This window comes from Rothia sp. HMSC069C01 (assembly GCF_001814655.1).
In the GTDB taxonomy this organism is placed as follows: domain Bacteria; phylum Actinomycetota; class Actinomycetes; order Actinomycetales; family Micrococcaceae; genus Rothia; species Rothia dentocariosa.
This window is the reverse complement of the sequence record NZ_KV817379.1, coordinates 147,917-170,999: the sequence shown is the minus strand read 5'-3', so window position 1 is coordinate 170,999 and position 23,083 is coordinate 147,917. Positions and strand designations below refer to the sequence as shown.

General features: G+C 54.4%; 17 protein-coding genes. 10 read left to right on the top strand and 7 right to left on the bottom strand.

All coding sequences use genetic code 11. The features are described from left to right. Window position 1: 1 nt before the first annotated feature. From purF to HMPREF2981_RS11005, 5 genes are all read right to left on the bottom strand, one after another. Window positions 2-1,801, bottom strand: coding sequence for an amidophosphoribosyltransferase (purF, locus tag HMPREF2981_RS01330; RefSeq protein ID WP_070660133.1), 1,800 nt, complete (start codon window positions 1,799-1,801; stop codon window positions 2-4). 217 nt (window positions 1,802-2,018) lie between these two features. Next, window positions 2,019-2,390: a hypothetical protein gene (locus HMPREF2981_RS01325; protein ID WP_070660131.1), complete on the bottom strand. Its 372-nt coding sequence runs from the start codon at window positions 2,388-2,390 to the stop codon at window positions 2,019-2,021. Window positions 2,391-2,533: 143 nt separating this feature from the next. Continuing rightward, on the bottom strand, window positions 2,534-2,965 hold the full coding sequence (locus HMPREF2981_RS01320) for a sterol carrier family protein (protein ID WP_070660128.1): 432 nt from the start codon (window positions 2,963-2,965) through the stop codon (window positions 2,534-2,536). After that, on the bottom strand, window positions 2,962-4,023 hold the full coding sequence (locus HMPREF2981_RS01315) for an asparaginase (RefSeq protein WP_048752694.1): 1,062 nt from the start codon (window positions 4,021-4,023) through the stop codon (window positions 2,962-2,964). The genes HMPREF2981_RS01320 and HMPREF2981_RS01315 overlap by 4 nt, the downstream gene beginning before the upstream one ends. Before the next feature lie 46 nt (window positions 4,024-4,069). After that, the gene (locus HMPREF2981_RS11005) at window positions 4,070-4,390 is read right to left on the bottom strand and encodes a PQ-loop repeat-containing protein (RefSeq protein WP_083313828.1); all 321 of its coding nucleotides are present in this window, start codon (window positions 4,388-4,390) and stop codon (window positions 4,070-4,072) included. Window positions 4,391-4,681: 291 nt separating this feature from the next. Between HMPREF2981_RS11005 and purD the strand changes: the two genes are divergently transcribed. The 4 genes from purD (at window position 4,682) to HMPREF2981_RS01290 (ending at window position 9,255) form a co-directional block, all read left to right on the top strand. After that, the gene (gene purD / locus HMPREF2981_RS01305; protein ID WP_070660397.1) at window positions 4,682-5,965 is read left to right on the top strand and encodes a phosphoribosylamine--glycine ligase; all 1,284 of its coding nucleotides are present in this window, start codon (window positions 4,682-4,684) and stop codon (window positions 5,963-5,965) included. 253 nt (window positions 5,966-6,218) lie between these two features. Next, entirely contained in the window at window positions 6,219-7,145 is a 927-nt protein-coding gene (locus tag HMPREF2981_RS01300; RefSeq protein WP_048754102.1) for a phosphoribosylaminoimidazolesuccinocarboxamide synthase, read from the top strand. 217 nt (window positions 7,146-7,362) lie between these two features. Then, on the top strand, window positions 7,363-8,652 hold the full coding sequence (locus HMPREF2981_RS01295; protein WP_048754101.1) for an AAA family ATPase: 1,290 nt from the start codon (window positions 7,363-7,365) through the stop codon (window positions 8,650-8,652). A 6-nt stretch (window positions 8,653-8,658) separates the two neighbouring features. Continuing rightward, window positions 8,659-9,255, top strand: coding sequence for an RloB family protein (locus HMPREF2981_RS01290; protein ID WP_065425139.1), 597 nt, complete (start codon window positions 8,659-8,661; stop codon window positions 9,253-9,255). Window positions 9,256-9,296: 41 nt separating this feature from the next. Here the strand turns inward: HMPREF2981_RS01290 and HMPREF2981_RS01285 are convergent, their stop codons facing one another. Then, a complete protein-coding gene (locus HMPREF2981_RS01285; protein ID WP_048754099.1) occupies window positions 9,297-10,121 on the bottom strand; it encodes a FadR/GntR family transcriptional regulator in 825 nt (274 codons plus the stop codon). Window positions 10,122-10,380: 259 nt separating this feature from the next. Then, window positions 10,381-12,054 (bottom strand): L-lactate permease, encoded by a 1,674-nt coding sequence (locus HMPREF2981_RS01280; RefSeq protein WP_048754098.1) that lies wholly within the window; start codon window positions 12,052-12,054, stop codon window positions 10,381-10,383. 789 nt (window positions 12,055-12,843) lie between these two features. On the opposite strand from HMPREF2981_RS01280, the gene HMPREF2981_RS01275 reads away from it, so the two are divergent. The 6 genes from HMPREF2981_RS01275 to HMPREF2981_RS10920 form a co-directional block, all read left to right on the top strand. Beyond that, the gene (locus HMPREF2981_RS01275; protein WP_004005516.1) at window positions 12,844-13,635 is read left to right on the top strand and encodes a (Fe-S)-binding protein; all 792 of its coding nucleotides are present in this window, start codon (window positions 12,844-12,846) and stop codon (window positions 13,633-13,635) included. Between the two features lie 11 nt (window positions 13,636-13,646). Continuing rightward, on the top strand, window positions 13,647-15,272 hold the full coding sequence (locus HMPREF2981_RS01270) for a LutB/LldF family L-lactate oxidation iron-sulfur protein (protein WP_048752701.1): 1,626 nt from the start codon (window positions 13,647-13,649) through the stop codon (window positions 15,270-15,272). Further along, a complete protein-coding gene (locus tag HMPREF2981_RS01265) occupies window positions 15,272-15,919 on the top strand; it encodes a LutC/YkgG family protein (RefSeq protein WP_013397788.1) in 648 nt (215 codons plus the stop codon). The genes HMPREF2981_RS01270 and HMPREF2981_RS01265 overlap by 1 nt, the downstream gene beginning before the upstream one ends. Window positions 15,920-16,229: 310 nt before the next feature. Further along, window positions 16,230-17,372, top strand: coding sequence for a DUF6531 domain-containing protein (locus HMPREF2981_RS01260; RefSeq protein ID WP_141750945.1), 1,143 nt, complete (start codon window positions 16,230-16,232; stop codon window positions 17,370-17,372). 96 nt (window positions 17,373-17,468) lie between these two features. Further along, window positions 17,469-22,703: a hypothetical protein gene (locus HMPREF2981_RS01255; RefSeq protein WP_070660125.1), complete on the top strand. Its 5,235-nt coding sequence runs from the start codon at window positions 17,469-17,471 to the stop codon at window positions 22,701-22,703. A 175-nt stretch (window positions 22,704-22,878) separates the two neighbouring features. Then, the coding region (locus tag HMPREF2981_RS10920; protein ID WP_246825188.1) for a DUF6318 family protein at window positions 22,879-23,083 on the top strand (205 nt) is incomplete at its 3' end.

Here is a 23,083-nt window from a genome sequence, read left to right as displayed (position 1 = left end):
ATTAGTCCTTCGGGGTTATAGGGCGTGAATTAACGTGTGCTGGAACCAAGTCTTCTTCGGTCAAAAGCGCTTCAAGATCGGCGTCGGGACCGGGGTTGCACATGCCCGGTGCCGGTTGTTGAGCTTCCTGAACAGACCCAACGGGTGCGGATGCGCCAGAGCCAGCCTGCGCCTGAACCACCGGAAGCGCGGCGGTATCGAACTTGTTCTCCAAGGTATCGGTACCGGTGCGGGTTTCAATGGAGACGGCTTCCGCATGCTCGGGCTTGCTTGGTACCGGGCGCTCAACGGTCACTTCCGCCGCCTTGCCGGCGAGCGGTCCGCCCTTGCCGTCTTCGGCATCGAAGAGCGACTTGCCGCGGCGCTCCTCCGAGGGAAGCCCAATCGGGTACTTGCCGGTGAAGCACGCCGTGCACATGTTTTTCGCGGGCTGCTCGGTTGCCGCCATCATGCCGTCTTCCGATATAAAACCGAGCGAATCGGCGCCGAGAGAAGCGCAAATTTCGTCCACCGAAAGACCGTTCGCAATCAGCTCTGCGCGTGAGGCAAAGTCGATACCGTAGAAACAGGGCCATTTCACGGGTGGGGAAGAAATACGCACGTGAACTTCTTTCGCCCCGGCCTCACGAAGCATACGCACTAGGGCTCGTTGAGTGTTGCCGCGCACGATCGAATCGTCAATGACAATCAGGCGTTTGCCCGCAACCACGGATTTGAGCGGGTTTAGCTTGAGCCGAATACCCAACTGGCGAATGGTTTGCGAAGGCTGAATGAAGGTGCGCCCCACATAGGCGTTCTTGACCAGGCCGTTACCGTAGGGAATGCCGGACTGCTCGGCGTAGCCGATGGCCGCAGGGACGCCGGATTCTGGCGTGGGCATCACCAAATCTGCTTCGACCTGGTGTTCACGGGCGAGCTGGCGCCCCATCTCCACGCGGGATTCGTATACAGAGCGCCCCGCAATCGTAGTATCCGGGCGGGCCAGGTAGACGTATTCGAAGACGCATCCGGCGGGTTTTGCCTCAGCAAAACGGTGTGAACGCAGACCGTTTTCGTCGATCGTAATAAGTTCGCCGGGTTCAACCTCGCGCACAAAGGATGCACCCACAATATCGAGTGCTGCGGTCTCGGAGGCAACCACCCAGCCCCGCTCCAAACGCCCCAGCACCAGCGGGCGAACGCCCTGTGGGTCACGCGCCGCATAGAGAGTCTGCTCGTCCATGAACGTGAGGCAGAATGCGCCTCGCAGGGTGGGCAGCAGATCGAGAACGGCTTCTTCTAGAGAATCAAAATCGTGCTCGGCTAAAAGCGCGGTTACCAGTGCGGTATCGGTCGTATTGCCCTGCGCTAGCTCACCAAACGCTGGGGGCTTGCCGCCGTTCTTTTGTAGCAGCTTATCGTAAAGATCTGCCGAGTTCGTCAGGTTGCCGTTATGCGCCAGGCAGAGCGTGCCGTGCGGGGTGGTGCCCAGAGTCGGCTGAGCGTTCGCCCAATGGGATGCGCCGGTCGTGGAGTAGCGCGCATGCCCGATAGCGTGTTCGCCCGGCATGGAACTGAGCGTGGCCTCATCAAAAACCTGAGACACCAGCCCCATGTCTTTATACACGTGGATGCGCTTGCCGTTGCTCGTTGCGATACCGGCGGATTCCTGCCCGCGATGCTGCAGTGCATACAGGCCGTAGTAGGTTAGTTTTGCCACGTCCTCACCGGGAGCCCAGACACCAAATACGCCGCAGGCGTCCTTGGGTCCGTGGTCTATCGGATCGAGATCGTGAGTGAGTTTTCCGTCAGGACGAATCAATTCACATCTTTTCGACGTTGGGACTGCGGGAAAGTCTTGTCTGCGCGCGGGTGTGTGAGCCGCCGGGCAGCTGTACCCTCGGGGGAGTACACAGACATTTCTAGTCTACCCTCTTTCAAGCCACCCTGTGGTGCACGCTATGAAATTTAACGCCCGCAGGAGCGATGAATATGTCACGTTTGGCTGCGTCAAGCGTTTTAGGATGCGCCGCTCGCTCCTACTTATCCTCTTCTTTGGATTCTGGCTCAACCTGCGCCGTTACGGACTTTTTGAGGGAGCGGCGGTCAAGCCACAGGGCCACGAGGGCGCCCAACGCCACACCGACGGCACCGTAAATAACCGCGATAACACCGAACACTGATGTTTCAGAATATGACGGATCGCCTGGACCCATGATCACCGAAATAAACGCCGCAATAAGTCCGATGATGAGCCCCAGCATCATGAAAGCTACCACCGACGGGGCACGGCGAACCCGCACCTGTGAGTACTCAACCTCGGCTTCAGGGGATGCTTCAGCTTCGGGCGTGAGGGATTCCGGTTCCGAAGAATCAGAGTGGGAATTAGAAGGTGTGTGTGCGCTACTCATGTCTTCAAGTCTATCTTTTGGGGTGAATCCTGCCTAATGACTCTTGGCGACGGCGGGGTGCGGAAAACGCGGCTGAAGGAATGTCGTCTGCTCTAGAGCGTGGACGCTAAGACTTGAGGTGCCGTTGTCAGGTAGCTCGGCGCCTAGAACAACGGGAAGTAGCGGGATAGATTGCTGCGTTCGCCGCTAGCGGTCAGCAGTCCGGATGCGCTCGCATCATCCCAAGCCAAGGCACCGGCAGCCAGCGCACACCAGATAAACCCGCTCGTTTCGACTACACTCGGCGGCGTGCCGCGGGTATGGCGAGGCCCGGCAATACACTGGGTAACCCCGTAGGGCGGAACCCGAACCTCCACGCTGTTGCCGGGGGCGAGCGTGGCGAGCTCTTCAAGGGCGTACCGCACTGCGGTAGCGCGCACACCGCGCGGCAGGCGAGCGAACGCTTGTTCTATATCGGCTCGATTTTCCGCACTAATAAGCGGTTTTTCTCCGGAAAGCACAGTATCAAAAACCTGTCTGACCTGTGCAAAGGCAGCCGCGCCGTCAGCCTCCGAAACTCGACGGCGCACACTCATGCGCTCTCACCCACCAGCGGTTCTAAATCTGCGCCGGGCACCCAGCCTCCAACTTCGCGGGGCGCATTATCCTGCACGCCGCCGATCACGGGGCGAGTCACCTGCGGAAGAAGCTGCTGCACCTGCTCGGAAGGCAGATGCCCTGTAGCTTCCAGCGCCCACAGCGCAACCGGGTAGGCAGCACGGGTTGCGCCGTCGGAAATCTTCACGACCACAGACGCGCCAGAACGCAGGCCCACACACAATACCCCGGCGGCGCCGCTCTTGACGACCGCATCCAGCTGCTCACTCAGTACCGTATCGGGCATACCGGGGGCCTGGATCAGTTCGGGGTAATCCACCATCGCGGTCGCTACGGTTGAGGCGCGCGCATCCGCATCCATATTGCGAATCGCCGCACCGAGCGTCGAATAGGCACGCGCCAGACCCAGAGCTGAGACCGCTGCGACGGGGGCACCACATCCGTCAATGCCCGATGTGCCCACAGGCTCGCCCGTAAAACTCGCGATCTCCTCAGCAATCATGCGCTGCAGCGGATGCTCGGGGTCGCAGTAATCCTTCATCGTCCACTGGCGCGAATCCGGGTCTACGACCGAGCGGTCCAGCTGCGCGGCACACGCCCACAGAAACCCGGCATGCTTACCCGAACATGGATGCGCAAGCGGGGTCTTCGCCAAATCCGCGCGTACCATCTGTTCGTGCGCGTGTGCATCAGCGGGGTAGGCGGTAGGACAGAGCAGGGCGGTCGCATCAACACCGGCGCCCTGAAGCACGTCTTGAACCGCGCGCATCTGCTCGAACGTTCCCTGATGCGACCCGCACGCGATCGCTACCTGCGCGCCACGCAGCGGCGCCCCCGATTTGAGCGTGCCGATAGCCTGCAGGGGCTTGAGCGCCGAGCGGGCAAAGAATGGCTGGCTCATGTCTCCGAGGGCAAGATCGGTGGTGCCTTCGGGGGAGAGCACCACCACAATACCGTGGTGGGTCGTCTCGATCAGATCGTTACGAGTCTGAAATACGAGTTCGGCGTCTGTGAGGGAAAGCTGAGGAGAAGTCATATACCCACAATAATAGTGCTAAAAATAGAAATTCTAGCGGATAAAATCACATAAGCGCGGTGATGGCTGCCGTACCGCCAAAAATAATGCCGGGCGCATTCGCAATCACAATGGGCCAGTCTTTCTTCTCGCGCCACAAACCGTATGCCACCCACAGCGTGCAGTTAATGCCTGCAACGAGCGGCTGAATCCAGTCGCCCTTATGGCCGTTGATATTGCCGATAATTTGCGGGAAGTAGAAGACGTACATGAGCACCGCGGTTACGGATGCTACGCGCGCCAGGATCGGGAATAATCTGGCGTGAATATCGGATTCGCTGTGCGTATCTTGGGTGGGGGTCTGAGTGCTGGAATTTTGCGCGCTCATGAGGATCCTTTCGTCTGTGTAATACGCCCTGCAAATGCGCCCGGCCAGTAGAACAGACCGTATTCACAAGACAATTTAGCCTACTCCCGCCCCTGGAATGACGCAAATGCAGGCCATGGCGGCAGCCCTAAACTATCCTGCTAAAAAGAGCCTTTATGCGAAAAAAGCGTTAAAAACACCGCTTTATTCACATAAAGGCTCTTTTTTACGGCCTGAGGGTGGGAACCCCACGATACGGAAGAGCGCCGAAACCCCCGCCCGTGCCGCATCCGACACGGTACCCTTATGTACATGAAGGTTTTGGTACTGGGCCCCGGCGGCCGCGAACACGCAATTATCCGTGCGCTTGCACGCGATCCACAGGTAACCGAAGTTCACAGCGCACCCGGCAACGCGGGCATCGCTCAGGACGTTCCGGTACACGCCATCGACGCCAATAACCCCGAGCAGGCTGTCACGCTCGCCCGTGAGCTCGCCGCAGACCTGGTGGTTATTGGCCCTGAGGCACCTCTAGTCGCCGGTGTTTCTGATGCCCTGCGCGAGGCAGGCTTCGCGGTCTTCGGACCCTCAGCGGCTGCGGCACAGCTTGAGGGGTCCAAGGCATTCGCCAAGCAGGTGATGGAAGAAGCAAACGTACCGACCGCCCGCGCCTTCGTCGCCACGATCGAAGCCGAAGCGGCGCAAGCCCTTGACGAATTCGGCGCCCCCTATGTGGTGAAAGACGACGGGCTCGCCGCGGGTAAGGGCGTGGTTGTCACCGAGAACCGGGACGCTGCCTTAGAGCATGCGAACGCCTGCTTTGCCGCTGGCGGTTCCGTGGTGATCGAAGAATTCTTGGACGGTCCCGAAGTATCGCTCTTCGTCATCAGCGACGGAAAGAACGTGCTCCCGCTCTCTCCGGCGCAGGATTTCAAGCGCATCTTTGACAACGATGAAGGCCCGAACACCGGCGGGATGGGCGCCTACACCCCACTTGACTGGCTGCCCGAAGGATTTGTGGACGAAGTGATCGAAAAGATCGCCCGCCCCACCATCACGCGCATGGCAGAACGCGGCACCCCGTTCGTGGGCGTGCTCTTCTGCGGGCTCGCCGTTACTAGCCGCGGCGTGCGCGTCATCGAATTCAACGCTCGCTTTGGCGACCCCGAAACCCAGGCGGTGCTGGCACGCCTGCGCACCCCGCTCGGACAGCTGCTCTTTGCGGCATCCCGCGGCGAGATCGCCGAAGACACCCACCTGGAATGGGACCCCCGCACCGCCGTGGATGTGGTCATGGCGGCAGAAAACTATCCGGGAACCCCGCGTAAGGGCGATGCGATTGCGGGGCTTGAGAGCGCATCCGCTATGCCTGATGTGCATGTGGTGCACGCCGGAACCGCCGTCGCGGGCGAAGAGATTGTGACAGCGGGCGGCCGCGTGCTCGCCGTCGTCGCGCTTGGTGATACCCTTGCCCATGCACGCGATGCCGCCTATGAAGGGGTACGAGCCATCACCTGGGAAGGCGCACAATACCGCACCGATATTGCCCTCAAAGCGGTGCAGGGGGCGATTACCGTGCCCGAACTCCGCAACTAACCGCTACTCTCTATTCGCGTGAGCAGGTCGTTTTTGGTCGAACAGGTGGGATTTTCCTACCTGCTCGACCAAAAGCAACCTGCTCGCGGTGTATTCCAGCCGGGCGCCAAGTAACAGAACTTAACAGCCGAACCCTGAGAACACGGCGTTGCGGTCGCATTCGGATTCACATATCGCGGGATGCGGGCATTGTCCGGTAAGGTAAAGAATAGATAAACACGCCGCGCACATTCGCCCCACAGGAGAACTGCCCATGAATTCCCGCAACAACCCACCCATGATTCCGGGGTGGACGCACGTCTACTCCGGTAAAGTACGCGACCTTTACGTTCCCGAAGAAAGCCGCTATGACGCTGCCGGGCTAACCGTCAGCGACGATGCTGAAATCCGCGCAGGCTCCGTCATGGTCGTCGCCTCTGACCGCATTAGTGCCTTCGATAAAATTCTTCCCACCGAAATCCCCGATAAAGGCAAAATCCTCACCCAAATGTCGCTGTGGTGGTTTCAACAACTTTCGCATATCCCAAACCATGTGATTTCAATCGATGTGCCCGAATCAGTCGCAGGGCGAGCCATGATATGCAAATCGCTCAATATGTTCCCGGTCGAGTGCATTGTGCGCGGCTATCTGACGGGCTCGGGGCTCACAAGTTACCGCGACACCGGAAGCATAGCAGGCATCGAACTCCCGGCGGGGCTTGTGGACGGGTCACGCCTCGAAACCCCAATTTTCACGCCGACCGGCAAAGCCGAAGTAGGCCAGCACGATGAACCGGTAACCCGCGAAGAACTCTACGCCGAAGTAGGGCACGCAATCGGTAACCGCCTAGAAGAACTCTCACTCGAACTCTACAGCACCGCCGAAAAAATCGCCCGCGAGCAGGGCATTATCTTGGCAGACACCAAAGTCGAATTCGGAACCGACTCTTACCGCGGCGAAATCACCCTTGGCGACGAATTGCTTACCCCCGACTCCTCACGATTCTGGGATGCGAGTGAGTACGAACCCGGAAAGTCTCAGCCGAGCTTTGATAAGCAGTTTGTGCGCGACTGGCTGCGCTCGCCGGAATCGGGCTGGGACGGTTCGGATAACGTGCCTCATCTGCCCGAGGATGTGGTTGAGAAGACCCGCGCCCGCTATGTTGAAGCCTACGAGAGGCTGACCGGAACGAAGTTCTAGATAGACTAAATGCGCGAGTAGATAATATTTTGACGAGCAGATAACGCGTTGATATCTGCTCGTCAAAATACTATCTACTCGCGGAAATTTTCTACGCCAGATGCTCCTCATGCAGCGTTGCTCTTTTTACCTAGAATATTATGTACTCAGGGGTAAATTCTGGTGTTTTAGGGAAAAATTTTCCCAAAATACCCTCTATTTTTGTTAGAGTTGGCGTATGCTTCTAGAATTTTCGGTTGAAAACTATGAAAGTTTCAGGGATGAAGCGTACCTGTCGATGGTGCTTCCCTCCCTCAAAACGCAGGTGCCGAAAAATGGGCAGACTTGGGAGAGCTCTACGAGCCGAGTGGCCGCTATTTTCGGGGCGAATGCTTCTGGTAAAAGCACCATTGTGCGTGGTGCGCTTATCAGACTGAGCCAGGCTGTCCGTGCGCCTGGGGGACATCTTTATCATCCTTATCTGCTTCAGAACCCTCTCAACCCGCAGACAACCTACACGCTGAGTTTCACCCACGAGCAGGTGCGCTATGACTATCGGGTACAGGCAGATAAAAGCGGTGCTATAGCCCTTGAAACCATGCATGCCTACCCAAAAGGTACAGCACGATTACTCTTTGAGCGCCGCACCCAAAAAGACTCCACAGTTACCGTAAAGGCAGGGTCCTCGCTGAAGGGCGCCACCCAAGAGGTTCGTAAAATTACACAGCCAGATCAGCTGTTTTTAGCGGTTGCTCGGCAATACGGGCATGAGACCCTGGCACCTTTGGCGCGTGTTCTTGCCTACGATTTCTATTTCATGGATGGTATGGCTTCACGACAGACGAATATCGTGACAATAATGCGTATGATAATTCGTAATATCGACCTGTGGGAGCGTTCTATGAGCGCATTAGCACAAGTGGCTGATATTGGAGTTACCCGTCTTGAAGTAGACCGTAAAAAACTCCCACCAGAGTTTATTGAAGTAGCAAATATTAGACAAATAGCGGGTTTCGGGCCTGAGCTTTCTCATGAAGATATGTTAGAGAGTGCACAAGCACTTAATCTATACCATCGTGGAGTACATGAGAAAGAGGTTAGGCTGGGGCTTAGCGCACAGAGCGATGGTACTCTCAGCTGGCTTGTGCTTGCGGGTAGAGCTGTGGCAGCCCTCCAAGGGGGCGCAGCGTTAGTAGTTGATGAACTGGAATCTAGCCTGCATCCTACTTTGGCCGCTGAATTGGTGAGCATGTTCAAGAACCCTGACATGAACCGTACCGGCGCGCAACTCATTTTTACTTCGCACGATGCTACTCTGCTGGGTAATATCCCCATGCGCCTGCTTGACCCGCCGGAAGTGTGGTTTACCGAGAAAAATAATGAGGGCGCGAGCGAAATTTTTTCTTTGGAAGAGTTTGATACCCGTCCCAAGAGCAATATTCAGAAACAGTATCTCACCGGTGCTTTCGGGGCTATACCCACCACCTACATGTCTGAGTTACGTGCTCTTTTAGAGGCGGAACAATGAGCCGTCGTGCTAAGAGCACCAAGAAAACGCAGCACAAAGACTACTATCCTAGTCGTAACCAATGGTGAAGTGACGGAGCATCGTTACCTTGAATGGTTACGCGATAAGGTCAACGGACCGCGTGAAAAGTATTCAGTAACGATAGAAGCTATTTCAGGAGATCCCACGTGGATACTTCAAAAAGTAATAGGCAGAACTTCTAAAAACTATGATCAGGTATGGTTTGTGGTAGATCAGGACGACCATACCCGTGAAAAATTACGTGAGTTTATCAAGAGTTGTACGGACGAAGATATCGCCGCTGTTGTGAATGCACCGTGCTTTGAAGTGTGGCTTAACGCTCATTACGAACGGGTCAGAAAATACCAAAATCAGAAAGATGCGCAACGACACTATCGTCAGTTATCGGGAGTCTTGGAGAAAGATGAGAAAACTATTCCTCAAGATTTTCCTTTTGAGGAGTACGAAAAAGCATGCGGGAACGCACATCTTACGGGGAACTACAACCCTATGCCGAACGAGTTAGCCGAATCCCCAGCCACACCTATGCCTTATCTTCTCCAAGCAGTGGAGCTGATAGGGCACAACGTAGCGAAGGGATAGAAAACGTTCCCGCTTTGTGCCTAATGCATATGAGAGAGCTTCTACGCCAGATGCTCCTCATGCAGCACCACCTGATGCGGCAGCGCATCCGCATCTATCACCTGAGCCTGCCGTTCCCGCTGTTGGTCGCGGGCGCGGTCTGAGAGGGAATAGAACCATTTAATGTGCTCACATACGCGCTCATAGGCGGCCTCTTCATCACGAGTGGAAATCGCCTCATAGATTCCCCGGTGCTGATCTTGCAGAGTCTGCTTAACCGTAGCCCAGTCACGCAGCAGCGGAACCGCCTCCTGCACGTAACTGATAGTGGCCATATGCAAAGAATCAATGACCGTATCGAGCACAATATTGCCGCTCAAGCGGGATAGCTCGTAGTGAAAACGTGTGTCGCAGAAATGGAACCGCTCATTGGAAATATCTGGCGAATCCATCTCCGCCAGGTGCTCGCGGGCGTTCTCTAAGGCGAGGTCACGCTCAGCAGAATCCGGAGCGTTCGCGGCGGCACGTGCAGCAGGCCCCTCCAGCAGTAAACGCGTGGAAACCACGTCTTTGACGGGCAGGTTGCGGGTGGCAATGTGCATGCGAAGCGCCCAACTGAGCGCATCTGAAGGCTCAGAAATAACGATAGCGCCGGATTTTGGGCCCGAACCGGTGCTGGAACGAATCAGTCCCAAAGCCCCTAAAATACGCAGGGCCTCACGCACCGATGGGCGTGAAATACCGTACTGTTCGGCTAGGGTGCGTTCGGATGGTAGCCTATCGCCCACACGCAGCTCCCCCAGACGCAGCCTGCGTTCAAAGTTTTCGAGCAGGATGCTGTAACTACGCTCTTGCATGATCGTCCCTGAGCCTGTTGTGCGCGTCATGAGTATGTCCCATTTCGTGTGAAATCTGAAAGTGACTTTTAGCTTGTGCAACTCTCCAGGGTGCAAAACCCTGTGGGTGGGTGCCTGAGGGCGTGTACGCCGCCTGGGTGGGTTCGTCACAGAACCACGCCCAATGTTGTGCTCTGCAAGCCTACAGTATTTTTATGATGCCCGCACTGCATTCCGGTAGTGCAGCGGCGGGGCGGTGCACCCTGTGGTGCCCCGCCCCGCCAGCTCGCTCGTTACGGAACCCTAAGGGCTAGGGAACGAGGAACGAGAGGATATTGGTCTGCAGGAAGACCAGCAGGCAGACGACCACGAGCATCGCAAACGACCAGGGAACCACGGCCTTGAGGATGTCGGACTCCTTGCCCTCCATATCCACAGAGGTGGCCGCAATAGCCAGTGACTGCGGAGAGATCATCTTGCCGACCACACCACCGGTGGTGTTTGCTGCAAGCATCAGCTCAGGGGTAGCACCACTCACACCAGCATGCTGCAGATTCTCGGCAGCAGATACCTGCAGCTTGGAGAAGAGCGCGTTTGCGCTGGTATCCGAGCCGGTCACCGCAGTGCCGATCCAGCCCAGCACCGGTGCCAGTACTGCGTAGATGGTACCCAAGCCCGCCAAGAAAGTACCCATTGCGACGGTCTGACCCGAGAAGTTCATGACGTATGCCAGTGCCAGCACCGAGGCAATGGTCAGAATCGTCCAGCGCATACGGTAGATGACCGAACCGAACTCGGCGAAAACGGCTGGGAACTTGAAACCATACCGCCCCTTCTCGTTGAAGAAGAAGTAAACAACCGCAACGATCAGGCCCGAGATAATCAGCAGAGTACCGGGGTTTGAAAGCCAGGTGAAGGTGTAAGGGGCGTCCTTGACGGGTGTGCCGTCCTTGGTGACCAAACGGGAGCTGAGCGCGGGGATATTGATTTTAATAGCCACGGTCTTCAGCCATGCCTTCAAACCGGCATTGAGGTTCACGATGCCGAAGATAGCGACCACAATCAGGTAGGGCAGCAGAGCCATCCACACGCGCACTGCGGGCAGCGCCTCTTTCTCCTCAGACTGTGAAGGCAGGCCGTAGCGTTCACGCACGCCCTCAACACCGCGCGGCTTCCAGAAGCGCAGGAAGAGCACCGCAGCACCCATCGAAACAATACATGCCACCACGTCGGTGAGGTTGTAGGCGGGAGTTGCGGCGGTAATCCACTGCGCAATAGCGAAGGAAATACCGATAACGAAGGCAGGGAGCCATGCATCTTTAACACCCTTCATACCGTCGAGGATGAAGAGCAGAATGACGGGCACGAACATTGCCAGGAACGGTGCCTGGTGACCGACGATAGTTGCAATAACGTGCGGGTCTTTGCCGCCAACATCGCCTGCAGTCACAATCGGGACGGCGACGGCGCCGAAGGCCACAGGAGCGGTGTTAGCAAGAAGCACGGTAATAGCTGCTTTGAGCGGCTTCACGCCGAGGGCAAGAATCATGGTCGCGGTAATTGCCACGGGAGCACCGAACCCTGCGAGGGCTTCAAGCAGACCACCGAAGCAGAAGGCAATCAGAATCGCCTGGATGCGCAAATCGCCGCCGCCCAGACGGTCGAAGGTACGGCGCAGGTCTTCAAAGCGTCCGGCAAGCACGGTGACCTGGTAGAACCAGATGGCACCGAGGATCACCCAGCAGATCACCAAACCGTAGATAGCGCCGCGCACCGCGCTGAGCCCTGCCAAATCGAAGGGCATCGTAAAGCCGAGGCTTGCCACCAGGATAGATGCGGCAAGTGCCACCAGCGCCGACCAGTGCGCGCGTGCCTTGACGACGAGTAGCATGATGAAGAAGGTCAGCAGCGGTATGGTTGCCACGAGCGCGCTTAGCCCAAGGCTTCCCCCGACTGCGTTGGGTTCAGCGAAGAATGTATTCACTGGAACTCCTTTGGTTCGGTTCAATGTGATGTGGTCAGACCAATCAAAATTCCACGGATTCGTGGCGACTATGGCACCCTTCTGGGATGTGGTCTGACCATTAGCTTCATGTGAAGCCTACCCGAAGGGTGCTTTGAGATACAACTTATAGAGTGCAGGTGTGTTTTCCGCACGATGGCGGGGGAGAGGGGTGATATTTGCGTTCTGGGTGCCAAAAACGGGTTGTTCCAACTTCTGGCATTAAATTTCAGCTCTGCGCATAGAGATTTTGCGCACTGCATTTTTTCGAGATGTTCCTGGGTTGTGCCACCCGATATTGCAAGGGACTGCATAGGTAAGGTATGCATATTTGCGGGAAATTATGCAGAAAAATTGGGCAGTTCCGCATCAGCTCGCGGATGCTGCATATACACCCGCCGGAATGTCTGTTTAAGGTATCTCGAAACATTGGGGTTGCTATGACCTAAAGTATGCTTTACTACCTGAAACTAAGGGAGTCCTTAAAACTCAATTTGGTGAGAAAAATGTTCGTTATTTCAATTAAAGGAATGCTCCGAACCTGGTGTTAAATGAAGATCAACGAAGAAAGTCTACGAATACGTTTCTACACCGATATGACCGGTCCCCGTAAACACCGGCGGGTTCCTGAGAGAACCTGGTCAGTCATGATCCTGGCGCGTTGAAAACCCGCGTTACGTAAATTCGGCACAGGAATTTGCGTCCCGGAGCGCATACCGCATCCCACATCAGCGGTTCTGTAGAGACTCGAAACCAGAAAGGACGGATAACATGCGTATTGCGCTTTTCTCCACGTGCATTGTTGATGGCATGTATCCCCGCGTAGCACGCGCGACCGTCGAGATTCTAGAACGCTTGGGGCATGAGGTTGTTTATCCTCCCGGGCAGACCTGCTGTTCCCAAATGCATGTCAATTCCGGGTACTTTGATGATGCTTACCCCGTCGTAAAAAACCACGTCGAGTCTTTTGAGGCGTGGGACTGGGATGTTGCCGTGGCACCCTCAGGTTCCTGCGTAGCATCCCTGGGGCACCAGCAGCCCATGATCGCTCGTCATCAGGGCGACGAAGATCTTGCCGTGCGCGCAGAACAGATTGCTGCACGCACCTTTGAGCTTTCCCAGCTTCTCATTGACGTTCTGGGCATCACCAACGCTGCCGAGCAGCTTGGTTCTTACTTCCCCGAGCACGTGACCTACCATAGCTCATGCCACGGTATGCGTCTGCTGCATCTTGGCTCTCGTCAGTCAGATCTTGTGCGCACCGTTGAGGGTATTAAGTACACCGAAATTGAGGGTCTCGACCAGTGCTGCGGCTTCGGCGGAACCTTCTCGTTCAAGAACGCCGATGTTTCCGGTGCGATGGTTGAAGATAAAGCAACCAACGTTGAGAAGACCGGCGCATCCGTATGCACTGGCGGCGACTGCTCCTGCCTGATGAATATCGGCGGTGCGCTCTCACGCCGCGGATCCTCTGTTAAGACCGTCCATTTTGCCGAAATCCTCGCCTCCACCAAGGAGAATCCGCTGAAGATTGACGGCAACGTAGAACTCGCCTTCGCATAGAAAGTAGGTTGATGATGACTTCCACCGCAATCCCCCTGGGTATGCCGAAGGTCGTGCACTACGGCGAAGGTAATATCTTTGAGAACGAACCGTTCCCCGAATACGCCAAGCGTGAGCTGAAGAATGACCAGCTGCGTAATAACCTGCGTTTCGTGACCCACGCTATTCGCAATAAGCGTGCCCGCGTCACCAGCGAGCTGCCCGACTGGCAGGAACTGCGCAACACCGGCGAAATGGTGAAGAACTATGTGCTCTTCAACCTGCCCCAAATGCTGGAACAGTTCGAGCGCAACTTTACCGCGCGCGGTGGCCACGTACACTGGGCGCGCGATGCTCACGAGGCAAACCAGATCGCCCTCGATCTGATTCGTGAGCAGGGTGTAGACGAGATCATCAAGATCAAGTCCATGGCAACCGCCGAAACCGGTCTGAACGAGTTCTTGGAAGAGAACGGCATTAACGCCATTGAGACCGACCTTGCGGAAGAAATTGTGCAGCTCGGCGAAGACCGCCCCTCGCACATTCTGGTTCCTGCAATTCACCGTAACCGCCGCGAAATCCGCGATATCTTCCTTAAGAAGATTGAAGGCATTAACCCGGATATTACCGATGAACCCGCTGAGCTTGCGGAGGCTTCGCGTAACCGTCTGCGCGAGAAGTTCCTCTCGACTAAGGTCGCCGTTTCGGGCGTGAACTTCGGTATCGCTGAGACCGGCACTATGACCATCGTGGAATCCGAAGGCAATGGTCGTATGTGCCTGACTCTGCCCGATACTCTCATCTCGTTCATGGGTATCGAGAAGCTGCTGCCCACCTTCCAGGACTACGAGGCGTTCCTGCAGCTTTTGCCGCGTTCCTCCACAGGTGAGCGCATGAACCCTTACACCTCCATGTGGACGGGCGTAACCCCCGGTGACGGCCCGCAGAACCTGCACGTGATCCTTATCGATAATGGTCGTACCGCTGTGCTGGCCGATGAACTGGGTCGCCAGGCTCTGCGCTGCATCCGCTGTTCTGCCTGCATGAACGTGTGTCCGGTGTACGAGCGTGCCGGTGGTCACGCCTACGGTTCCACTTACCCCGGTCCGATTGGTGCAATTCTTTCGCCCCAGCTTTCCGGTATTGAGGCGGCGCACAATAACTCGCTGCCATACGCATCTTCGCTATGCGGTGCCTGCTACGAAGTGTGCCCCGTGAAGATCAACTTCCCCGAGGTGCTGGTGCATTTGCGCGGTAAGGATGTTGAGGCGAAGCACGCGAAGAAACACGCGCCCACCCAGATGGACGCCATGATGTACGGTGCTAAGAAGCTGTTCTCCTCGGGCAAGATGATGGCGGTCGCCGAACGCGGTCTGCCGATGTCCCGTCTGATTAGCGGCAAGAAACATAAGATTACGAAGGTGCCCGGAATTGTCGGCGGTTGGACGGACTACCGCGATATTCCTGAGCCTCCCAAAGAATCGTTCCGCAACTGGTGGAAGAAGGAAAAGTCTGGCGCACCCGCTCGTGACAGCGCCGAGCGCGTGGATATTTCCGCTCTCATCGAAGCGAATAAGGGTAAGGCTGCAGAAGCCGCAGCGAACGCACAGGCTGCGGCCGAAGCTCAGGCGGCTCGTGAAGGTAAGGAGAACGCATAATGTCCTCTGCGAAGGAAGATATTCTCACACGTATTCGTGAGTCCCTGTCGGATGCCCCCGAGGCACCAACTCCCGTGCGTAATTACCGCCGCGTAAGCGAGCTGAACCGCGAACAGACTATTGAGATGCTGGTAGATCGTCTGATCGACTATAAGGCGAACGTCTTCAACGCGACCGAGTCGAATATCGCCGAGGTTATTGCTGAGCGTCTAGGAGAGAACTCGCGCTATGTGGTTCCCACCGGGCTGAACCCCGAATGGCTGCCTGAGGACACTGCAACCCGCGTGCATGTCACCGATTCGGGGAGCACTCTTGAACCCGGCGCGCTTTCGGTGCATGAGCTTGATGCCGTGGATGCGGTGGTCACCTCCTCGACCGTATCGTGCGCTGAGACCGGCACCATTTTCTTGAACTCCACCCCACAGGAAGGTCGCCGTGCGATTTCCCTGGTGCCCGATCACCACGTATGCGTGGTGCCGGAATCCACGGTTGTGGAGCTGGTGCCGGAGGCGATTGAACGCATCACCTACGAGCGCCCGGTGACCATGATTTCCGGGCCGTCTGCGACCAGCGATATTGAGCTGATTCGCGTGGAGGGTGTGCACGGGCCGCGCATCCTGGATGTGGTGATCCTCGAAGGCAAATAGCCGGTTCGGCAAATGCGGTAAACGGACTAGGCGGTTGAGCCTAGAGCACCGCTGACGCAATAGAAAGGGGATGGGAACCTAACGTGGTTCCCATCCCCTTCACTATGCGCGGCGTACTCTCTGTGAGTAGCATTCTGTACTAAGAGTCTAGGGTATGACATGAGGAGTCCAGCAATATGAAGTGCAAAAATTTCTCAAGGAGTATTGAAGAAATTCACGATAATTTACGTTCTTCAAGGTATTCTTATAGGTGTCAATTACATGAACACCATTGAGCTTCCGTGACTTAATAAAATTGAGGATGCATGCCATGAGCGATGAACAACCACAGAGAACCGAAATCGGATACGCGAACCATAATCCCCTTATATTTGATCATTCTGCAGCTTCCTTATTCGCAGATATATGTCAGAGAGCCTTGCGAGAGCTTAAATTTCTGCTACCTGATCTGCGTAGAACTGCTGATGAAGCACTTAAAGATTTCAGAGGGTATTTCGCTGAAGTTTACCGGCGGAATATGGAGATAGCTGTTGAGGGTGGAAACGCTATTATCAGCTACCTGGAGCAGCTAGAACGGTCTATTAAACAAATTGATAGATCTGCTTATGATGAACGAAGAAACCGCCAGAAGGCACGCGAGTATGAGGATGACTGGTGGGGGCTTCATAAAAGCTGGGATGAGTTTTGGGGATTTGCCCCGCCAGTAGATGAAATTATTCCTCCCAATGTTCATATTGAGGTCGTAAGACAGCCTTCACGTGAGTTTCCTCGTATAGGAGAGAATACAGAACAGGGTATGTCGGTATCTTCGCTCCGACCTTCCAGATTGATGATAAGCGCTATGCAAACTGAGAGCCTTGTCGCTGGGCTTAGTCATTTTCCTAGTGAAATCCGTAATAAAGCTGCGGAATTTTCTGCTGGAAGTCAGTGGGGGAGCGTTGACTGCGAAGACTTTATAAAAGCATTTGAGACATGGAATGAAGAGAACCGCCAAGATCATCGGTGGGCAAATACTATTGCGAACGAATTTAAAAAGGCTGGAGCTGCTGGCGAGTTTGTTACCCTCTCGGACGCGGCGTTGCAAAACAGCTTAGATCTTAAAGGTATACGTAATAACCGCGCCGACCTAACGATTCCAGCACCTATGGTGACGGGTAAAACGCCTTCAAGTGGTTTCGCAAACGACCCTGTTAATGTGGCGACGGGTAACTTTATCGAACCGGAGATTGACCTTGAGTATTCCGGTCTTGCATCATCCTGTGCTCTAACCCGCATGTACAACAGCGTCGCCTTGCTCGATGACTCTATGGATACTGGTGTTTTTGGTCCTGGTTGGTCATCGAATCTGGACGTAAAACTATTTTTTGAGGACGAAGGCGCAACCCGTATTCTTCCTGATGGGCGGCATATCTTCTATGCACGGCAGGGTGAAGGGTTTGCCCGAGCTCAGTGAGAAGCGCAATGGCTTGAGCGTATAAGTCTTGAAGAACATCATGACATTGACTCCACGCTTGAATTCATTCTGAATACCACAGAGCAACATGTCGGTGTGCTCTACTGTGCCCAAGATAATCAGGGAACCCGAACCTATTTCTCCCCGAGCGGTACCTGGCTTGGTGCAACTACTGGCCCAGGAACTACAATTGCTGCTTTGCGTAACAGCGAAGATCAAATAGTTCAGCTTATACACGAACTTGGACGACATATTAAGATTCAATACCGTGATGGGCGCGTTGCTTACGCAACCACTTCTACTGGTGAGCATGCTGAATATATGTACGGAGGTCTTGCAGAACGAACTGCTGGACATCTCACGGGTGTAAATACTGCGCGAGGTACCCGTACATACGAGCATGATAAGAATAATCTGATTTACCGTGTTATCGCAGCAGATGGTACCGTCGAGGTTACTAACTCCTATGATGAACGAGCCCGTATAATTCAGCAGCTCACCCACTACGGGCGTACCGTGCGGTACTCCTATCTGAACCACGGCATCACCGATATTGCCAATACTGACGGCACCGATGCAAACGTGTGGGTTAGCGATGAATACGGTCGCCTGGTTGCCCTGCATGATGCTGAAGGCGGCCGTACTACCTTCTCCTACGACACCTTCGGTAACCGCCGTCTCGTAACGGAACGCGATGGGAGCCGCATACACAGGTACTACGATGAGCGTGGTCGGCAGATTCGCGAGATCACCGCCGAAGGCGCAGAAACGCTCACTACTTACGATGAATTTGACCGGGTGACCTCTCAAATCATCTCTACTTTTGAGGTGGACCAGCGGAAACGCTACGAAACGTACATTGCCCACCTGAACGGGGAGGGAACGGAAGATAGTACACCGCAGGTCCTTGCAACCCAGACCTTCACCTATGCCAGTCCTGAGGATCGCTATCCGTCTGCCGTGACTGATGCCCAAGGCAACACCACCACATTCACCTGGAATCAGGGAATGCTGATCCGAACTGAAAATCCTGAAGGTGTAGGGGTGAACTTCACCTACGACAAGTTTGGGCAGCCGGTCACTATGAGTAATGATCTGGGCGAGACCACACGTCTGGAGTACACTCCTTCAGGCCAGCTAACGGCTGTAACAACACCACTCGGTTATCGCACGACTCTAACCTACGATAACGCAGGTAACCTGATCTGCTATGAAGACCCCACGGGTGCTCTCTGGAAATTTGAGTACGCTGAAGGCGCTCGCCTGACTGCTGCCGTTGACCCCCTGGGCGCGCGTCAAGAGTACACATACGGTGCCAGCGGCGATGTGGTTCAGCTTCGCGATGCGCTTGAGCGCATTACCACACGTACTTTCGACCTCTACGGAAATATGAGTTCGGAAACCCTGCCCGGCGATAGAACCTTTACCTATATCTATGACGGGTTGGCACGTCTGGTGGAAACCGTCGACCCCGCTGGCGGTTCCTGGAAACGTACTTACGACGCGGCAAGTACGCTTACCAGCACGATCGATCCGACCGGTGTGCAGGTGAAAAATATCGCCAATCGTACCCACCGCACGGTGACGCAGCATGACGGTTCAGGTACAGCAATACGGGTGAAGCTTGATCAGCTAGGACGCCCGGTGGCACGCGAGGAAATCCCCTCACCCACGGAAACCGTTCAAGAGCGTGCGGCATCTGGTGAAGAGCGCATTGTCTATGATGTCGTGGGTAACCCGGTTGAAATTCTTGATGCCGAAGGCGGCCTGACGCGGTACGAATATAACCGCGCGCATCAGCTTGTGCGTGAAGTATCTCCCGCAGGGCGAGTCAAAACCTACGCCTACGATCGAGCGGGGCGGCTTGCGTCTATGACCGATGGAAACGGGAATACCACCGAGCTGGAGTATGATGCCGATTCGCGCCCGGTAGCACGTAAATTTGCGGATGGAACTGTAGAACGCATGACGTACGACCGTGCCAGCCGTATTATCAGTGTGGTGGGTGGTTCGCAGCTTCCGACGCACTATACCTATGATGCCGCCGGGCGCGTAACAAGTATCCGTGATGGTAAGTACGGTACCCGCTCCTTCGTTTATGACGCCGCAGGTCAGGTTATCACCATGATTAACGGCGTAGGCGGACGTACCCATTACACCTATGACGAAGCCGGGAATGTAGTATCGATGATGGACCCAGCAGGCGCCATTACCAGCTACGAATATGATGTTCTGGGCAATATGGTACGCCGAGTTGATCCCGTAGGTGCCGTGACAAAGTACTCCTACGATGGTGCTTCGCGCCTAGTTTCAAAGACTAACCCTGACCACAGGGTTCATGTGTGGGAGTATGATGCAAACGGCGAGGTGACGGCATACCGCGTTGACGGTGAGCTGATGGCACAGATTGCCCGCAACCTGCGCGGACGAAGCATCACCGTGCGGGACTGGACCGCAGTTGGCGGTAAAAACTCGGGTCAAAAACCTTGGGTGACCCGTACTCACCGTGACCGCCTGGATCGCGTGGTCAGCGTTCGTCACGGAGTCGGTGAATCGGTGCTGTCCTCCGAAACCTCGGTTGCTGATATTTCTCAGACCTTCCTCTCGGAAGGAACATATGAGCTAGTGTATATCTATGATGCCGATGGCTACCGCACGGGTTTGATTAGTCCCTATGGCATGCAGAGTTACACCTACGATAATGCCGGAAACCTGGTATCGACGGGTGACTACCTTCAGGGAGAAACCGCGTCCTTTGCCTATGATGCCGTTAACAACCTAGTACGTGCTCGGGTGGGAGATATTGTTCGCCGCTGGAACTACACGGACGGTCTGATCACGGAGTATTCCGAAGAGTCTGCATCTTCAGGCGATGTTTACAGCCATGCTCAGATTATGCGGGATAGTGAAGGGCGCATTATTGGTGTCGATTCTCCTGCTGGGTTAGTCATGTACTCCTATGATGGTTCTGGGCAGCTGGTGAGTGCCCGCCGTGGAAACGAATACATGACCTGGAACTGGGGGAGCGCAGGCACGCTGGAACGTGAAGTATACGCGCTCGTCGAACCAGAAAATGCAGAAAATCCTGGGCTTTTACAGGTTGTCTCTGCCCGTGTGCGCCTTTTCACCTATGACGCTGCGGCTCAGCTTCACAACGTTTGTACGTATACTCTCGATGTTTCTTCTGATGAGATCGCGCATGCTGATGATTTCCTAAAGCAGCACGGTCTAGAGCATCCTCAGGCTTTCACCTTGGGCGCTTTGCCATTAGACAATACGCCAACAGAACCTATCGAGCTTTCACTATCTCAGGTTCGTGTGTTTACCTACGATGCTAACGGTCACCGCACGGGTGAGCGTACCTCTGACGGCTCTCAGATAGACGTAGATTTCAACCCTTCCGGGTATCTGGCAGCTGTGTCGCGTGCGAATGCTGCGGCTGCTGAGGGTACTATTTCTGCGGCAGCTTCCTATGAGGGCGAGATTTACCAGGTGACAGGCGCAGATGGTGTATCGGTTCCGGTGGTGTGGGATGATCTTTTGGATGTGCCCGCGCTTATGGGCGTGGGATCCGCGCCCGCTGCTAAGCTTCCCGAAGGTATTGCCGATAGCGCTCTGGGCGTTTCGTTGCCCCAAGACCGTGAGTTCTCGATTCCCATGCTGGCACCGGGAACGGGTTCACTCGATCCGTTTAGCGCCTACAGCCCTCAGAGTAGCGCGCCTTCACCAGCTCAGACATCTATGATGCCGGATGCGCTGTCTCTGATTTCTGTGCCGCGTGCTGGTGGTATCGGGATTGCAGGGGTAAACGTTCTGGGACACCGGATGGTGGATGGGTCGACGGCTTCGTTCCTCTCGCGTGACCCACTTCCGGCAATTCCCGGCACTGGCTGGGTAGGGAACGAATATTCTCTGGTCGGCAACAACCCCGTAGGGCTCATCGACCCGTGGGGACTCTCACCTGTCTCAGTTGAAGAGCTGAAGAAGTTGAGGGAGATTCATAGCGGTTGGAATTATTTTCAGACTTGGTGGAAACAAACCCTTTTAGAAGCTGCTTTAAAATGGGACGGGATTGTATCTGATATAAAATCACGGATGACGTTGGGCCTCATTACGTATACTATTTGGTCTGTAGGGATAGGAAATGATTTTTTGCATATACTTGAGAAGGCACTTTTAACTGTTTTTAAATTTTTACTTATGCCGGTTGATTGGATATATAAGGCTTCAAATGGTTTAATTTCATTTAATATAGATACAATAAATAATATTATGTATATGAAGGGTTATATAGACGGATTCGTTGGCCAATTCACTACGGATATTTCTCAAAATGGTAGGAAGTTGCCACTGCTAATTATGCTCTGGCGTGCTGGGCGCGCCGGTGAGGAAGAAGGACGCAGGCAGCCTAAAATTCAGCTTCAGGATAATAAGAATCATCCTGATATTAAGGATCTGAATGTAACTGAACAGAATAATAAAGATGGAATGCCTGAAATATCTGCTGCCCCTAAGGAGCCTCCTACACGCCTTGACGAAATCACGACTCGTATGCGTCAGGTTGATTCTGCGGATTATGTTAAGGAATTGCAGAAAAAAGACGATAGAGGATACTCGGGTGTACAGCTTGATATATATAAAAATAAAGAAGGCAAGCGTGTCGTTTATGTGTATATATCTGGTACCGATTTCGACGGCAAGAAAGGTGAGCTGGGTAGTATAGGATCTAATCTGGGTACCCCTGGGGGAAATACAAAGGATAAAATTGATGATATGTCTCCGTATCCTAGACTTGTAGCACAAGCATTACAAGATGCAGAAATATCTCCTGATGATCAGGTAGTTCTTGTGGGTCATTCTCAGGGTGGTGCTGTTGCCTATAACTTAGCGAATAATGAAGAATTTAATAATAAATATAATGTGAGTAACGTTGTTACCTATGGCGCGCCTCTTGACAATTTACAGGGGCAGAATAAAAATTTGCCCCATCATTTTAACTTGACGCAGGTAGAGAATCGATATGATCCTATACCTCATGCAACTCCATATGGTATGAATTTAAGTGGTCCGGAAGGAAATAAAATTACCATCGAATCTCCACTAGAGTCACTAAACCCTATGCAGTATCATGATATGAGCGTTTACGATAAAGCCGTACAAGGAAACATTCAAAGCCATAAAATACCTTCAGAGCCAGTAGTATCAGTAGAAACTAGTGACATGGAGACTACGACTAAACTATATACTGGGACAAATACGGCAGATGAAGATCCTTGGAGTAGAGGAACTAATGAATTTTCTGAGGGGTACAACAGGTATGTTGACCCATAATATAAAGTACTTTTCTCGTCGATCGATTTTTGTTGGTGGTTTGGGTGTTGTTGCTGGTTCGGTGTTGAGTTCATGCGCTGTTTCTAGGCCAACTCCTTCTAGAACTGAGGGTTTTTCGTCTTCTCCTTCGCCTACGGAGGAGCCTTTTTGGGATGATAAAGATCGTTCGGGTGAGGTGAAGTATTGGGAGTTTCAGGCGGTTGGTAAGTTTATTCCTGGGACTCGGGAGCATCGTGCGTGGGGTGTTCCAATTCCTCGCCCGTATCAGTCGAGTAATGGGTATGCTATTTCGCATATGCGGACTAGTATTGGCATGTGGGTTTCTGCGTTGAATTATTTGTTGCTCACGGGAGAGGTAGAGCCTTTGAAGGTTATTGATC

Coding starts and splice junctions, on each gene's coding strand:
- HMPREF2981_RS01285 (WP_048754099.1), bottom strand. CDS start 10,121: ATGACGCGCACAACAGGCTCAGGGACGATCATGCAAGAGCGTAGTTAC.
- purD (WP_070660397.1), top strand. CDS start 4,682: ATGAAGGTTTTGGTACTGGGCCCCGGCGGCCGCGAACACGCAATTATC.
- HMPREF2981_RS01295 (WP_048754101.1), top strand. CDS start 7,363: ATGCTTCTAGAATTTTCGGTTGAAAACTATGAAAGTTTCAGGGATGAA.
- HMPREF2981_RS01265 (WP_013397788.1), top strand. CDS start 15,272: ATGTCCTCTGCGAAGGAAGATATTCTCACACGTATTCGTGAGTCCCTG.
- HMPREF2981_RS11005 (WP_083313828.1), bottom strand. CDS start 4,390: ATGAGCGCGCAAAATTCCAGCACTCAGACCCCCACCCAAGATACGCAC.
- HMPREF2981_RS01275 (WP_004005516.1), top strand. CDS start 12,844: ATGCGTATTGCGCTTTTCTCCACGTGCATTGTTGATGGCATGTATCCC.
- HMPREF2981_RS01315 (WP_048752694.1), bottom strand. CDS start 4,023: ATGACTTCTCCTCAGCTTTCCCTCACAGACGCCGAACTCGTATTTCAG.
- HMPREF2981_RS01260 (WP_141750945.1), top strand. CDS start 16,230: ATGAGCGATGAACAACCACAGAGAACCGAAATCGGATACGCGAACCAT.
- HMPREF2981_RS01320 (WP_070660128.1), bottom strand. CDS start 2,965: ATGAGTGTGCGCCGTCGAGTTTCGGAGGCTGACGGCGCGGCTGCCTTT.
- HMPREF2981_RS01270 (WP_048752701.1), top strand. CDS start 13,647: ATGATGACTTCCACCGCAATCCCCCTGGGTATGCCGAAGGTCGTGCAC.
- HMPREF2981_RS01300 (WP_048754102.1), top strand. CDS start 6,219: ATGAATTCCCGCAACAACCCACCCATGATTCCGGGGTGGACGCACGTC.
- HMPREF2981_RS01325 (WP_070660131.1), bottom strand. CDS start 2,390: ATGAGTAGCGCACACACACCTTCTAATTCCCACTCTGATTCTTCGGAA.